This window comes from Microcoleus sp. Pol7_B2, from assembly GCF_036701035.1.
Taxonomy (GTDB): Bacteria; Cyanobacteriota; Cyanobacteriia; order Cyanobacteriales; family Microcoleaceae; genus Microcoleus.
The window spans coordinates 1-14,976 of sequence record NZ_JAUBQB010000109.1; the positions used below are offsets into that span (position 1 = coordinate 1).

At 44.1% G+C, this 14,976-nt stretch carries 14 protein-coding genes and 1 pseudogene; 10 read left to right on the forward strand and 5 right to left on the reverse strand.

Going from position 1 to position 14,976, the window contains the following annotated elements; all coding sequences use genetic code 11:
- Positions 1-75: 75 nt before the first annotated feature.
- From QUA57_RS26130 to QUA57_RS26175, 10 genes and pseudogenes are all read left to right on the forward strand, one after another.
- A pseudogene (locus QUA57_RS26130) lies at positions 76-344 on the forward strand (IS1 family transposase); the annotation flags it as partial.
- A gap of 73 nt (positions 345-417) precedes the next feature.
- Positions 418-1,377: an aldo/keto reductase gene (locus QUA57_RS26135; RefSeq protein WP_333064639.1), complete on the forward strand. Its 960-nt coding sequence runs from the start codon at positions 418-420 to the stop codon at positions 1,375-1,377.
- Between the two features lie 232 nt (positions 1,378-1,609).
- Positions 1,610-3,481: a serine/threonine-protein kinase gene (locus QUA57_RS26140; RefSeq protein ID WP_333064644.1), complete on the forward strand. Its 1,872-nt coding sequence runs from the start codon at positions 1,610-1,612 to the stop codon at positions 3,479-3,481.
- Positions 3,482-3,509: 28 nt separating this feature from the next.
- Positions 3,510-4,076 carry a GNAT family N-acetyltransferase gene (locus tag QUA57_RS26145; protein WP_333064646.1) on the forward strand — a complete coding sequence of 189 codons (567 nt, stop codon included), beginning with the start codon at positions 3,510-3,512 and terminating at the stop codon, positions 4,074-4,076.
- A gap of 25 nt (positions 4,077-4,101) precedes the next feature.
- Positions 4,102-5,349 carry an RNA polymerase sigma factor gene (locus QUA57_RS26150; RefSeq protein ID WP_333064647.1) on the forward strand — a complete coding sequence of 416 codons (1,248 nt, stop codon included), beginning with the start codon at positions 4,102-4,104 and terminating at the stop codon, positions 5,347-5,349.
- A 200-nt stretch (positions 5,350-5,549) separates the two neighbouring features.
- Positions 5,550-5,909, forward strand: a complete 360-nt coding sequence (locus QUA57_RS26155) for a YciI family protein (RefSeq protein WP_333064649.1) — start codon at positions 5,550-5,552, stop codon at positions 5,907-5,909.
- A 176-nt stretch (positions 5,910-6,085) separates the two neighbouring features.
- The gene (locus QUA57_RS26160) at positions 6,086-6,538 is read left to right on the forward strand and encodes a nuclear transport factor 2 family protein (RefSeq protein WP_333064650.1); all 453 of its coding nucleotides are present in this window, start codon (positions 6,086-6,088) and stop codon (positions 6,536-6,538) included.
- A gap of 37 nt (positions 6,539-6,575) precedes the next feature.
- On the forward strand, positions 6,576-7,007 hold the full coding sequence (locus QUA57_RS26165) for a YciI family protein (RefSeq protein WP_333064652.1): 432 nt from the start codon (positions 6,576-6,578) through the stop codon (positions 7,005-7,007).
- A gap of 88 nt (positions 7,008-7,095) precedes the next feature.
- Positions 7,096-7,509, forward strand: coding sequence for a VOC family protein (locus QUA57_RS26170; RefSeq protein WP_333251426.1), 414 nt, complete (start codon positions 7,096-7,098; stop codon positions 7,507-7,509).
- Between the two features lie 337 nt (positions 7,510-7,846).
- Positions 7,847-8,254, forward strand: a complete 408-nt coding sequence (locus tag QUA57_RS26175; RefSeq protein ID WP_333064657.1) for a VOC family protein — start codon at positions 7,847-7,849, stop codon at positions 8,252-8,254.
- 231 nt (positions 8,255-8,485) lie between these two features.
- Here QUA57_RS26175 and QUA57_RS26180 read toward each other — a convergent pair whose 3' ends face one another.
- The 5 genes from QUA57_RS26180 to QUA57_RS26200 all read right to left on the reverse strand — a co-directional run bounded on the left by QUA57_RS26180 (position 8,486) and on the right by QUA57_RS26200 (position 14,714).
- Complete coding sequence (locus QUA57_RS26180) at positions 8,486-10,549, reverse strand: DUF262 domain-containing HNH endonuclease family protein (RefSeq protein WP_333064658.1); 2,064 nt, start codon at positions 10,547-10,549, stop codon at positions 8,486-8,488.
- Positions 10,550-10,656: 107 nt separating this feature from the next.
- Positions 10,657-11,595: a branched-chain amino acid ABC transporter permease gene (locus tag QUA57_RS26185; RefSeq protein ID WP_333064659.1), complete on the reverse strand. Its 939-nt coding sequence runs from the start codon at positions 11,593-11,595 to the stop codon at positions 10,657-10,659.
- A gap of 43 nt (positions 11,596-11,638) precedes the next feature.
- Positions 11,639-12,208 (reverse strand): GNAT family N-acetyltransferase, encoded by a 570-nt coding sequence (locus tag QUA57_RS26190; protein ID WP_333064660.1) that lies wholly within the window; start codon positions 12,206-12,208, stop codon positions 11,639-11,641.
- Between the two features lie 151 nt (positions 12,209-12,359).
- Positions 12,360-13,310, reverse strand: coding sequence for a branched-chain amino acid ABC transporter permease (locus QUA57_RS26195; protein WP_333064661.1), 951 nt, complete (start codon positions 13,308-13,310; stop codon positions 12,360-12,362).
- A 147-nt stretch (positions 13,311-13,457) separates the two neighbouring features.
- Entirely contained in the window at positions 13,458-14,714 is a 1,257-nt protein-coding gene (locus QUA57_RS26200; RefSeq protein ID WP_333064662.1) for an ABC transporter substrate-binding protein, read from the reverse strand.
- Positions 14,715-14,976 lie beyond the last annotated feature (262 nt).

A 14,976-nucleotide genomic window follows, 5' to 3' on the forward strand; every position in this document is an offset into this window, starting at 1 on the left:
GCACGCTAACTTACTCTCCATTTTTGGAAACAATACCTAATTTACCAGGGTTTGAGCCTTAACTGAACCGTATTGGTCTATAGACAATGTGCTGTTTGTTATACTCATTTTTGGGGATTTCATTCAGAAGTGCTACCTTTTAAAAGACATCGGTCTGTAGGCAAAGAATCTGGTAATACCACTTATATTGAAAGACCTAATAATACTTTACGGCAGCGAATTTCTCGTTTGGTTGTAAAACATTGTCTTTCTAAAAAAACTGCTTTCACCATACTAGGGCAATTTTAAACTTTGTACATCACTATAATTATTGCCTAAGAAAACGCTATCATTACTGTGGATGACTACCCAACTTTTTTCTGTTAAGATTAGAGAGTTTGAGGGTGAATACTAAAAATATAAATCAGGACTTAGGGTATGCAAAAGCGACAATTGGGTACATCACAAATTCAGATTACCCCGATAATTATGGGGACTTGGCAAGCTGGGAAGCGGATGTGGGTGGGAATTGAGGATGCTGAAACTGTCAAAGCCATGCGCGCGGCTTTTGAGGCAGGTATTACCACCTTTGATACGGCTGAGGTTTACGGAGAAGGGCATTCGGAACAAATTATCGGTCAAGCACTTTCAGATGTGCGATCGCAAGTAGTTTATGCTAGCAAAGTTTTCGCCAACCACCTGAAACCCGAGTTGGTAATCGAAGCCTGCGATCGCTCGCTCAAAAACCTCAACACCGATTATATCGACCTTTACCAAATCCACTGGCCCGCTGGCAGTTGGAATTCCGAGTTAGTGCCAATTGCAGACACAATGGACGCCCTGAACAAGTTAAAAGAACAGGGAAAAATTCGGGCGATCGGCGTTTCCAACTTTTCCCGCGCCCAAATAGAAGAAGCCGCCCAATACGGACGCATCGACAGCTTGCAACCGCCATATTCTCTGTTTTGGCGCTGGGTAGAAAAAGAGGCTATGTCCTATTGTGTGGACAATCATATCTCAATCATTGCCTATTCATCTCTAGCTCAAGGAATATTGACAGGTAAATTCGGGCCAGAACACAAGTTTGAAGAAGGCGACCACCGCGACAAAAATAAGCTGTTCATCAAAGAAAATTACGCCCGAGTGCAAACAGCATTAAATCAACTCAGGCCAATTGCCGATCGCCACCAGACAAGCTTAGGAAATTTAGCTTTAGCTTGGTTGATTTCCCAGCCACAAACAAATGCAATTGTCGGCGCGCGCGACGGGAAACAAGCAGCCGAAAATGCTAAAGCTGCTGAGGTAAAATTGAGTGAAGAGGAATTAAAAGAAATTGACGCGATCGGGCGCAAAGTCACCGATAATTTAGACGATAACCCCGTTATGTGGAATTTCTAAAAGAGTTAATTCAGGACTAGAAAAACCTCTATATGTAGGGTGCGCCGGACCGCGCACCTTACCCCTATAAGTAGCGCGTAGAACCACTGTTTTAATAAGTTCTATAAATTTTATAGAGTCTGACAAGAGGTATAATATTGACTGCCTAGTGCAAATATTCAAAAACATAAAATCTCAAATCCATAATCCCAAATCTAAAATCTAAAATCTAAAATCTAAAATCTAAAATCGAATGAGTTACTGCCTAAACCCCAACTGTTCCAAGCCACAAAACCCTCCCGCAGCCAAAATTTGTAGGAATTGCCGTTCAAAACTGCTGCTGCGCGATCGCTACCGGGCTATAAAGGCGATCGGACAAGGCGGTTTTGGTAGAACATTCCTCGCCGTTGACGAAGATAAACCCTCAAAACCTCGCTGCGTCATCAAACAATTTTTACCCCCAGAAACCCCACTCATCCCATCAGCAAGCAATCGCAACAGCAAAAAAGCAGCCGAACTTTTTGAACAAGAAGCAATGCGATTAGACGAATTGGGCAAACACCCTCAAATTCCAGAACTATTAGCCTATTCCATCCAAGACAGCAGACAATATGTAGTCCAAGAATTTATCGACGGGCAAAATTTAGCACAAATTGTAGAAACAGAAGGCACATTTACAGAAAATCAAATTCAAGACTTACTCAATAGCTTATTACCTGTCCTTCACTTCATCCATTCCCACAACGTTATTCACCGAGATATCAAACCCGGAAACATCATCCGCCGCGCCGACAAACAATTAGTTTTAGTAGACTTTGGCGCTGCCAAAATTGCCACAGGTACAGCCTTACTCAAAACAGGAACCAGCATCGGCAGCCCCGAATACATCGCCCCCGAACAAGCCAGAGGCAAAGCATTTTTTACCAGCGATTTGTACAGTTTAGGCGTAACTTGTTTGTATTTGCTAACTCAAGTTTCCCCTTTTGACCTGTTTGACCCTGGTGAAGATGCCTGGATCTGGCGACAATATTTAGCGAACAACCCAGTCAGCGAACAACTAGGGAAAATTTTAGATAAAATGATTGCCAATGCTACCAACCGCCGCTATCAAACGGTTGTTGAAGTATTAAAAGAAATTAATCCTCAATCTGCGATCGATCTAGCAATTCCTCAAACAAATTCCAAGTTAGTTAAACCTGGAATAACTCATGCCCCGCCCCAACAGCAAACCTATAACTGGCAATGTTTTCACACCCTCACAGGTCACAAAAAATTAATTTACTCTGTGGCTTTCAGCCCCAACGGAGAAGTTGTAGCCAGCGGCAGCGATGACAAAACAATCAAGCTGTGGCGAGTTGAAGACGGGCAAGAAATAGTTACTCTTGCAGGACACGCTAACTCGGTTTATACAGTAGCCTTCAGTCCGGACGGACAGATGCTAACCAGCAGCAGCCACGACAAAACTGTCAAAATTTGGCGGATGAAGGATGGGCAAGAAATCCGCACCCTAATCGGTCACAGTAACTCAGTTTACGGCGCAGCTTTCAGTCCCGATGGCGAAATTATTGCTAGCAGCAGTTGGGACAAAACAATCAAGCTTTGGCGAGTCAAAGACGGGCAAGAAATTCGCACGCTTGCGGGTCACATCAATTTAGTTTATTTTGTTGCTTTTAGCCCTGATGGCGAAACTCTTGCTAGCTGCAGTTGGGACAGAACAGTCAAAATTTGGCGAGTTAAAGATGGGAAGCTACTTCGCACAATTACAGACCATACAGACTCGGTTCGCTGTATAGCTTTTAGTCCAAATGGAGAGTTTTTGGCTAGCGGCAGCCATGACAATACTATTAAAATTTGGTGGGTCAAAGATTGGCAAGAAGTTTTAACTATCACAGGACATTCTTGGTATGTTGATTCTATTTCTTTTAGTCCCGATGGCGAGATTATGGCTAGTAGCAGCAATCAAACTATCAAAATTTGGCGAGTGAAAGACGGTCAAGAAATCTGTAATATTGCAGGTCATACTAACTCTGTTTATTCCGTTAGTTTTAGCCCGGAAGGAGAGTTTTTGGCTAGCTGCAGCAGTGACAAAACTATTAAGATTTGGCAGAATATGATGTTTGTTTAATTTTCCATAATAATTAAAGTTGTAAATCATGATAAAGATTGTAACCAAAAGATTTCTGCTGCGTGACTTTGTAGATACCGATCGATCGCCATTCTTGGAGTATCAAGCCGATCCGCGCAACCAGACATTTTACGAACCCGATCGCTCTAGTCCCGACCAGGCCGCACGTTTATTTGAGATGTTTCAGGCATGGGCTGGCGATCGCCCTCGACTCAATTACCAACTGGCGATCGTACAACGACAGAAACCTTACGCGCTTGTCGGTTGCTGTGGATTGCGGGGAAGATTGTCTGAAACTGGTGAGATGGAATTTGGTCTTGAACTGGCACCAGCCTATTGGGGGCGATATGCCTACGCGATCGAGGTGGGGCGTGCGCTGCTCGACTTTGGGTTCACGGAACTGAATCTGAAGGCGATCTCCGGGTCTACCGTGAGTGCAAATACCCGGATCGCTCGGTTGGCCCAGTGGATAGGAGCAGAGGTGGTGGCTATTCGCCCAGGGTCATCATGGATGTCCGATCGCGGTTGGAGCGAGGTCGATTGGCGGATTGCACGGGCGCAATGGGAGCATCGTACTCTGCGGCACGGCCGATAATATATGTTTCTTGTTTGAACGGTTTATGAATGAGACAGCAGCCAATCAAATCCGTCAGCAGGTGGAAGCTGTGTACCGATCCGAGTCGCGCCGCGTTTTAGCCACACTGATCCGCTTGCTCGGTGACTTCGATCGCGCCCAAGAGGCGATGCACGAAGCCTTCGCTGTGGCTGTAGCGCAATGGCCCCGTGACGGCATTCCCGCTAACCCGCGATCGTGGCTTGTTTCAGTGGGTCGCTTTAAAGCGATCGACACCATCCGCCGTCGCGCCCGCTTTGATACGCACTTAGCAGAACTCGCTCAACAGCTCGATCCGAGTGACACCACGATCGAGGATGACGAGGACCTTGAGGACGATCGCCTGCGCTTGATTTTCACTTGCTGTCATCCGGCCCTGTCGCCAGAAGCTCAGGTAGCGCTGACGCTGCGGGAAGTCTGCGGACTCAGTACCGAGGAAATTGCCAGCGCCTTCCTGATTGCTCCCCCCACGTTGGCGCAGCGGATCGTGCGGGCCAAGGCGAAGATCCGCGACGCACGCATTCCTTATCAAGTGCCGTCGATAACCGATTTGCCCGATCGATTGGACACCGTGCTTCAAACGATCTACCTGGTGTTTAACGAAGGGTACGCGGCCTCATCTGGCAGCTCGCTGACGCGGGCCGATCTCGCTGACGAAGCGATCCGTTTGGGACGGCTGCTAATGGAACTGTTGCCAGACTCCGAGGTGATTGGACTCCTGGCGCTGATGCTGCTGCAAGAATCGCGGCGCACTGCACGCACTTCCTCCACAGGCGACCTCATCCTTCTAGAAGACCAAGATCGATCGCTCTGGAATCAAGCACAAATTTCTGAAGGCAGGTTACTGGTGCAGCAATCGCTATCATCAGGACGGTTTGGTTCGTACACGCTTCAGGCTGCGATCTCAGCGGTGCATTCAGAGGCCCAGAGTGCTGCTGCAACGGACTGGGCGCAGATTGTGGGCTTATACGACCTGCTCGTGCAATTAGAGCCGTCCCCCGTTGTTGCCTTAAATCGGGCGGTGGCAGTGGCAATGCGTGATGGCCCCTTAGCGGGACTGCAATCGATCGACCAAATATTAGCGCGCGGCGATTTGGCAGACTACCATCTGGCACACTCCGCGCGAGCCGATTTGTGTCGGCGGCTGGGCAGAACTGCTGATGCCAGAGAATCCTACCAAAAGGCGCTGGCGATCGTGAAACAGGAACCAGAGCGTCGTTTTCTCGAAAAACGCCTTCGCGAGTTATTAAGCTGAAAAAATTTTTTGCTGCGCTGTCGATTTGCAGCCTCGCCGAACGACTACTGAATGAAGGCGACTATCTCAGATCGATTCCGGTTGCACCGGAATGATTGTTGACTGTTGACTGTTGACGGTGAGTCAAAAAACTGAAAATTGCGCTGATATTTGTTGGCAGCTTGATTCGACTTTACGCCCATCGAATTTTGGAGGTAACGATGAAATATATATTGCTGATTTACAGCGACGAAAATGCCTGGACTGAAAGCGAGCTGCAGCAATGCTACGCCAAGTCTTTGCAGCTAACCCAAGAACTGCAAGCCAACGGTCAATATTTGGGTGCTTCGCCGCTACACTCGATCGCCACAGCAACCAGTATTCGAGTGCGCGACGGCAAAAAAATTGTCACCGACGGGCCGTTTGCGGAGACGCGCGAACAACTCGGCGGCTACTTTCTGATCGATGCCAAAGATCTTGACGAAGCGATCGCGATCGCAGCACGCATACCAAGCGCCAGTAAAGGTACGGTGGAAATTCGCCCGATCGTGGAACTGTCGGGCTTGCCATCAGACCAGTAGTTGCCGTCAATACCGCTCAACGCAAAGTTCCACATCCGCACTGACAAACTTTTCCAGAAAAAATGTTCAACTTGTCGATCGCACGCACCTATATTCGACTAGATGGTAGAGCAAGGGTTAGCAGTTTTCAATCTGCGCCCGGAAAACCAATCGACATCAATTAAGGAGAGACCACCATGACTATGACAACCGAAACCACCAAAACACAAGACGAAGCCCAGATTCGACAAATCATCGCAGATACGGCCAGTGCCATCTGCGCCAAAGACCTCGATCGCATCATGGCGCATTACGCCCAAGATGTGATTATTTTCGATGCAATACCGCCGTTCCAAACCAAAGGTGCAGATGAATTTCGACGGACGTGGGAGGCGTGCCTGCCTTGCTTCCCGGACTCCTTCGGGATTGAGATGCGAGACCTCAGCCTCACCGTGAGCGGTGATTTGGCCATCGCGCACTGGCTTTTTCACTTCACAGGGATGCCAAAAGATCACCCAGGGGCGCAGATGTGGATGCGAATCACCTCCATGTGCCAGCGGAAACAGGGCAGATGGCAGATTGTGCACGAGCATTGCTCTGTCCCCTTCGATCCAGAAACGTCTCAAGCCGTTTTCACGAGCGCACCTTAGCCCAGCTCAACAACTACAAACAAAAGGAGATTTCACGATGAAAGTCATGGTTCTAGTCAAAGCTACCGAAGACTCAGAGGCAGGCGTCATGCCCAGCGAACAGCTTCTGACGGAAATGGGGCAATACAACGAAGCATTGGTCAAGGCGGGAATTATGCTCGCTGGCGAAGGGCTACATCCCAGCTCAAAAGGAGCGCGGGTGAGGTTTTCAGGCACAAATCGGAGCGTGATTGACGGGCCGTTCACAGAGACAAAAGAGCTGATTGCCGGATTCTGGATCTGGCAAGTGCAGTCGATGGACGAAGCGATTGCCTGGGTCAAACGCTGCCCCAACCCGATGCCAGGAGAATCCGAGATCGAAATTCGCCAGATATTTACAGCAGAGGACTTCGGCGAATCCTTGACGCCCGAACTCAGGGAACAGGAAGAACGCATTCGGGCGGGGACAGAACAACTCCAGGGTTCTTGAGGGCATAAATACTGCCTAACTTTTCGTCCGGCAGCCACATCATGTCCCATGAATGGATTGGTCGATCGACTATTAACCAAAGGAGTACATGATGCAATTGAATACTTATCTCTTTTTTGACGGTGAATGCGAAGCTGCATTTAAATTCTACGAAGAGTGTTTAGGTGGCAAAATCGACGAGATGATGACCTATGGGGATGCGCCCATGTCTGAGGAAATTCCCTCCGAACAGCGCGATCGAATCATGCACGCCAACTTAACTGTTGGTGGAATGGTATTGATGGGTTCTGACACTCCACCCGATGGCTTTAAAAAACCGCAGGGATTCTCTGTGAATCTTCAATTTGACGATCTGGTCGAAGCGGAGCGGATCTTTCAAAAATTGGCAGAAAACGGAATGGTAAAGATGCCATTCCAAGAGACCTTCTGGTCTACCCGTTTTGGAATGCTTGTCGATCGATTTGGCACGCCGTGGATGATTAATGTCCAGCCAGCTACCTAACGTTTTCAAGTTTGTTCACAGGCCTTACCCTTCAATTCAAACATTAGCGAAAAATCGTTAATGTTCATTGGTGACAAGTTAAGACTGAATTGCATTTGTCAATCAGTAATATTACTCAAAAAAACTGCTTTTTTAGGAGTAGAAAATTCACGATTTGAGAGGGAGTAGGTATAAATAGCACCCTCGGCATGATTCCTCGATCGCCCAAATCTCAGTTTTATGCCCAAAATCCGAGTAAATTTTGAGCATAATTGCTGATTGACAAATGCTTTCTTAGCTTAACTTGTTACCAATGGTTAATGTTTCACCTTGCGATCGAAGTTAAAAAGGAGAAAACATGGCTACTAAAATTTTCGTAAATTTACCCGTCAAAAATCTCGATCGGTCGGTCGAATTTTTTACTAAACTTGGATTCAGTTTTAACGCTCAATTTACGGACGAAACTGCCACTTGTATGGTTGTGAGCGAAGACATCTTCGTCATGCTTTTGACAGAAGCCAAGTTCAAGGAATTTACACCCAACCCAATTTGCGATGCCACCAAGAGTACAGAAGTGCTGGTATGTTTGTCTTCCGAGAGCCGAGAAGAAGTGGATACAATGATTCGCAACGCAGTTGCTGCTGGCGGAACGACCTACAATGAACCGCAAGACTACGGATTTATGTATAGTCATGGCTTTCAGGATTTAGATGGCCACATTTGGGAAACTATGTTCATGGAACCCAGCGCAGTCAATCAAGGTTAGGCATTTTCTATCTGCTTCCTGAAAACAATACAAAGCTCTTCTCAATGGGTCAAAGTTAGTGATTGCATTGAGAAGAGCGATCGAATATCCAAAAAGACCGCATAAACCAGGAATTAATCATCTAAACCAGAATGTATTTGTTCTGGGTGATGATTGCGAACATGAAATTTATACCTCCTTATTAATTATATGTTTTAATGTTTTTGTTTTTTACCAGTTGCAGATAGGTACTTAACTTTTGGAATCTTCAACAAATTTAAGATTCAAAAAATCTCTTTTCTCGCCTTTGCTACCTAAAGGTATATTCCACCGCTTCTCCATGAACTCCAGTAGTTTTATACCTCTCTCTAATATTTCTTTAGCTGTCCAATCTTGGTATTGAGTAATTTCATTTTCCGAATAGGATCCATATCTATATCCAATAGTGCTATCATCTTTTTTTGATATCTTGTCTATAAAGCAGTTATTACTGAAACTAGCGTTTTTTGGTCTTGATAATGGCAACAAATTACCTAGAGAATGCCTCAAACGGGTTTTTTCTTGAGCAGAGTAAGAGTTGAATTTTAAAGTCCAACACTCTTTTCTCGGATTTTGAGGATAAATATGTTCTATTGTCTCGTAGTCATAATTATTAAATTCAATCCAATCTAACTTTTGTCTTTCGGTTTTCGATTGTGTTTGAAGATACAAATCGTACTCATAGAAAAAATATTTAATTCCACGCCACTTGTAAAAACCATCTGACTTGAACTCTAATCTGACATTGGGTAAAAATTCCTTATGAATTGTAATTTTATGACTAATTTCTTCTAATTCTTTTATTATTTTCTCAGGAGTTACTCTACTTTTACTAAGTTTCACTGCTAGTTCAACCATATTTGGACTAGAAATCTCACAAAGATAAAAAAGATGATATGTACTTTGACTCAACAACTCCAAAAAATTTATTCTCTCAATAGCTTTTAAGAGTTTAACCCTCTCCTCCGGCTTCTTTTGCTTTTGGAAAAAAACCATTACTAACGGTGTGGCTTTAAAGAAATCATTTCTTCGAGACAACCGAATTAATTTATCGAGCCAAAGCTTTTCTTCCGTCGAAAAATCACTGTCCCCAGGATTCATAATTTTATACCATAGCTCTACACAGGGTCGAAGACTGCTTACATAAGAATAAACTTCATTCAGCGAAAGTGTGTCTTTTTCTTCCTCATTTTGACTAGATGTATCAGTATCAGCTTTATTAGCCATGATACTCTTGACTGTAAACTTGCGTTCTAAAAGATAAGCACTATAATTTACTTTTGTCCGTTTTCTATAAACGCGATTGTTAATAGTATCTACCTCCAGTGTAAATTCCTCATCTTCCAGTCCATTAAGAGCCTCAAAGTAGATCGTAAAATGATTTGACAAGAATAGATCATCATCAAGAGGTTTACTCTTATTCTTTCCCAGATAGTGATACATTGATTTCCATGTCTCATTAATACTCCTTCTTAATTTTTCTTTATCACAATCATCCACCTCAAATTTTGTGGACAGATATATTAACCTGTTTTTTAGTAGCTCCAAATAAGATAACAACTTACCTCTATTATTCATGGTTTCAAATGCCACAAAAACATCTATATCGGTTGAAATCGTATAGATATTAAATAGTAGGTTCTGAGTAAGTTTTCGATAAATATTTTCTTTGCTATCCAAAAGCAAATTTTCCAGCCTTTTTCTAAAAAACTCCTTGGCGAATTCCAAGTTATGTGTGTAGATTGTTTCTTGTGGAGTTTCACTCAAATCTGATGTTTCAAGAAATATTTTAGTTTTCAAAAATTCGTAGCTTGGATTATCTTTTTCATAGCCAAACATATATGACCTTGATATCCCTCTGTCTTTTGAATCACAAACAAATTTCTTGCGAATTTGATCTAAAGTATTATAGTTAAGCCGCGTCTCTTCTTCAACAGACTCTATAATTGACTGAACCAAAATAATTGCAGTAGTTAACCTCTGTTGCCCATCAACAATGTAATACGGCAAGTAACTTTTGGATTCAATAATCCAATGATCATCTCTCCATGTGGTAATCGTTTCCTTAGAAACTTGCTCTAATGTTAAAACTCCTAGATAATGATTTTTATCTTTTTCAAGTTGAATTAGATCGCCCCAAAAATCTTTTAGTTGCTTCTCTGTCCAAGCGTATCCTCTCTGATAGTCGGGAATTCGGTAAAGTCGTTCAGTAAAGAGCTTAGAGAGTGAATAGAGTTGTTGTTCTATAAAAACTTTGAGAATCTTAATTGTGTACAACTTGTTAATTAAGTATACCACGCATCTCGATACATGGAGCCTGCAACTATGCCTTGCCCACTATAAAATTTTTGATTAGGTCTAGCTAACGGACAAATCAGTATTTATCAGGCTCTTGGAGTACGATCGCCCTTTTTAAATTTCTTCAACAACTCCGGCGTCACCAAACCTTGCGGAAAAAATATCGTCCCCAAAACAATCAGCAACCCAAAAATAATTAAACGTCCATCCCGCAGAAATTGCGCCAACCAAATCGGCAATCCCTGAATAGTTGCGATCCCCCTCAAAACCTCAGGCAAAGCAGTAAACACCATCCCACCCAAAACTGCTCCCAGAAAAGTTCTGCTACCACCAATCAACACAGAAGTCAAGTAAATAATACTAGCATCAAAAGTACCTTGGCGGGCGTTCCAAGTATTCAGAAAATGAGCGCTAACAGCACCCACAACCCCAGCTAAAACAGCACCTAACGTGAAAGCCAAAACCTTATAAAAAGTTGGGTTAATGCCGATTGCATCAGCCGCCAACTCATCAGCGCGGATCGCCGCAAAAGCCCGCCCCACCCGAATCCGTTCCAGCCGATAGACAATCGCCATACTTACCAAAAGTAAAGGTAGTACAATCCACAAATACTCGATCGGCGTCGCAAACGGTTGCGGAATCCCAAAAATCCCGACAGCCCCGCCAGTGATATCTAGATTCAGCGATAAAACCCGCAAAATTTCCACAAAAGCAATAGTTGCGATCGCCAAATAAATTCCACTCAACCGCAGCGCCGGAATTCCCACCAAAATCCCCAGCAACCCCGAAACAATCCCTGCAATTATCATCTCCAATAACAACAACGGCAGTGGAAATAAACCCCCTGTCTGTTGAAAAACCGTCGTAGATAAAATCGCCGCAATATACCCACCCAAAGCATAAAAACCAGGGCTAGCCAGAGACAACTGTCCAGTCATTAAAGGCAAATACAGCGACATTCCCAACATCGCGCCCAGCAACATCGAGACAATCAGAAACCCATAAGTAGTAAAAAATGTAGCCATGATTTGAGATATTTTAGATTAGAATTTATTAAGCAAAATCGGGTTAGCTTGGTTTCCAATTTGGATTGATTAAGCTAGTCTGAATATGGTCTTCCCACCGACCATTTATCAACAAATATTCTCTAGGGTAACCTTCTACCACAAATCCCAATCTTTTAAGTAGATTACCGCTACGCTGATTGTGAGGTATATAATTTGCTATAATGCGATGTAAATTTAAGTCTCCAAAAACATATTGAATTGCAACTCTCACAGCTTCCGTCATATAACCTTTACCTTGTTGCGCTTCTGCCACATTATATCCCAAAAAGCAAAACTGACCGGCACCTCGTACAAAATTATCAAAATTAACGTTACCGACAATATACTCAGGATTACCCTTCTCAAAAATCCACATCTTTAAAGATTTGTCAGACTTAAAGCCTTGGAAATCTTTCTCTACTTGTTTTTGCCAATAACTTTCCGTTAAAAAATCCTCCGCCCCATGTCGGTGCCAGGGAGTAAAAAACTTTTGATTGTCACTGTAAAATTTAACAATTTCGCAGATATCGTCTTGATTTGCTAATCGCAATAAAAGGCGATCGCTTAGTATTAATGGAACTTCCGAATTCATCAAATTGCCTCTGAGGGATGAATAAATTCTCTAGGTACGTATATAAAACTCCACAACACTTTATACGGGCTGGTTTAGCTATAGTCTTTGCTGGAAACCCGTAGTCCCTTCTCAAAACCGCCCTGCCTTATTAGATATCTTGCAAATAATACTAGACCTTTTGAATCAAACGCCGTCCAAACAAACCCTGCGGTCTAACCAATAGCATAATAAACAATATGGCAAAAGCAACAGCATCCTTATAAGCCGAAAAATCTCCAGGTACAAAAGCCTCCACCAAACCAATTATAAAACCTCCCAAAACTGCCCCAGGAATACTTCCCAACCCACCAAGCACAATCACCGCCAAACCTTTCAAACCAAAAGCAATACCAAAATACGGCCCTGCAATACTCACACTCGAACCCACCAAACTCCCCGCCAAACCCGCCAGAAAACTGCTCACAAAAAACGTCAACACAATGTATCTCTCAGTATCAATACCCAATAAACTAGAAGTAGTCGCATCTTCAGCCACAGCCTGCATTGCTTTGCCAAATTTAGTAAAATTTATTAAGTAAGTTAAAACAGCTACAATCGCTACAGATACCGCAAAAATTACTATTTGAACAGTACGAATCGGAATTGGTTTATCCCCAGTCCCGAAGTTAATGGCAGCAGGTAAATACCCGTAAGTGTTAGCAGGAAAAGTGTAAATTTCCGCACCGACCAGATATTGGATGATATTGGCGATCGCAACAGCTACACCCAAACTAGAAACCACGGTCAGCAGAGGATCCGAGTGTCGGCGGCGCAAAGGTAAAAAAGCAACTCTTTCAACTATTACTCCTACCAAACCAGCCACGACACTTCCCAAAATTAACGCCACAGCAAAAGGCAAATCCACGGGAATTCGAGCGTTAGCCCACAACCCATTAAAACCGAAAGCACCTCCCATTAGCGCATAGGTGAAATAAGCACCCAACGTAAATACTGCACCGTGAGCAAAATTAATAATTCCCAAAATAGAAAAGACCAACGTGTATCCCAGGGCAAAAATAGCATACACGCTGCCGATCGACAAACCATTCAAAAATTGTTGCAAAAACAGAGTTAAGTCCATTACCAGTTAAGAGTTGAGCATAACACCAAAATCATTCAACAACAAATACGTCCGCGTCCCTCTTCCCTCTTACTTCTTTGGTCTTCCTGACGCCTGTTATATCCGTTACATCTGTTACAAAATCAGTTTGCCAGCTTTCCTCTCCCGTCATTTCAAAAACTCAAACTTACCAGTATTGCCATCAGCCTCCATCTTAATCCGTGCCACATAAAACTCTTTCTGATTAATCTCACCTTCAGGCGTAAAAGAAATTTCCCCCAAAGGCGTATCGTACTTACCGCCCAACAACTGCTGATTCAAATTTGTACGCAATTCGGTCAACGGCTTTTCGCTAACCTTAGACTTAGCATTAATTGCCTTTAATGACTCAACAAAAACTTGTACGCCAGTAAAAGCCTGAGCGCTAAACTGAGGCGGTTCTTTCTTGAATTGAGCGCGATAAGCATCGCGAAAAGCCTTATTAACTTCATTTTCGTATTCCGGGCTGTAGGCTTGGGCAATCAAAACCCCATCGCAAAGAGCCTTGCAAACAGGAAATACATTAGAAGTATTCAGACCGTTGCCCCCAATGATAACGCCTTTATATCCCAACTCCCGCAATTGCTTAATTAAATTGCCTCCATCGGCGGCCAACCCGGAAATAATTATCAAATCGGGGTTGACATTTATTGCGTTAGTAGCTTGAGATTGGAAATCTGTATCAGTAGTCAAGAATTTTTGGACTGTGGCCAATTCCAGCCCCATATCTTTAACAGTAGTCTGAAAAGTTTCAGTCTCAGATTTGCTAAAAGCATCATTCTGAGCAAAAAACACGGCTACTTTCTTAATATTGGGATTTTGCTTCAGTGCAGCTTTCACCGCATTAGGTGCTACCACTGCCACAGGCGCGGAGACTCTGGCCACATAATCGCCAATCTGGGGAATGCCTTTAGCGGTATTGGAGGGTCCGAGTACGGGAACTTTTGCTCGATCGGCGATCGGATCGGCACTAAAAGCTTGTTGCGATAGGGTAGGTCCCACAATACCTACCACTTTATCCTGATTGATCAGAGTATTGAAGGCATTGATCGTTCCTTGTTCATCTCCACCGGTATCTTGGAACACCAGTCTAATCGGCGTCCCATCCACACCGCCCTTATCGTTGAAATACTTCTCAGCAATTTTCGCCCCCGCCACCTGTTCCTGACCGAGCAAAGCCACATTACTAGTTTGGGCTACCCCAATACCTATAGATATAGTGTTGGAACTCCCCCCAGGCGAACCCTCTGGGGAAGCACCGGGAGATGGCGAACTCGCCGGAGATGCTGTAGTGGAGGTTTGAGGAGTGTTCGTCTGACTGCAAGCGATCAGCAGTGAAGCGCAGGTAATGAATAAGCCACTAGGGCCGGCTGTAAGTTTTTTCATGAGCGGGCGATCAAACATCTATACATAGAACATCTACACGTAGAGATATTCTACCCATGCGCGGTAGATACTCCCCCCAAAAGCCCCATCTTGCAAAAAAAAAGACCCCTTCCCGAAAAGAGGAGTCAGCCAGCGGAGGCAGGATTGGAAACAAACAGCTCAAACCCTCACGGTGTAAGACTTACAAAAAAACTCAAAAATATTTTCACAAAACGCTTGACAACCCCTTGCCAAATAAGTATATTAATAAAGCGCCAGAAGG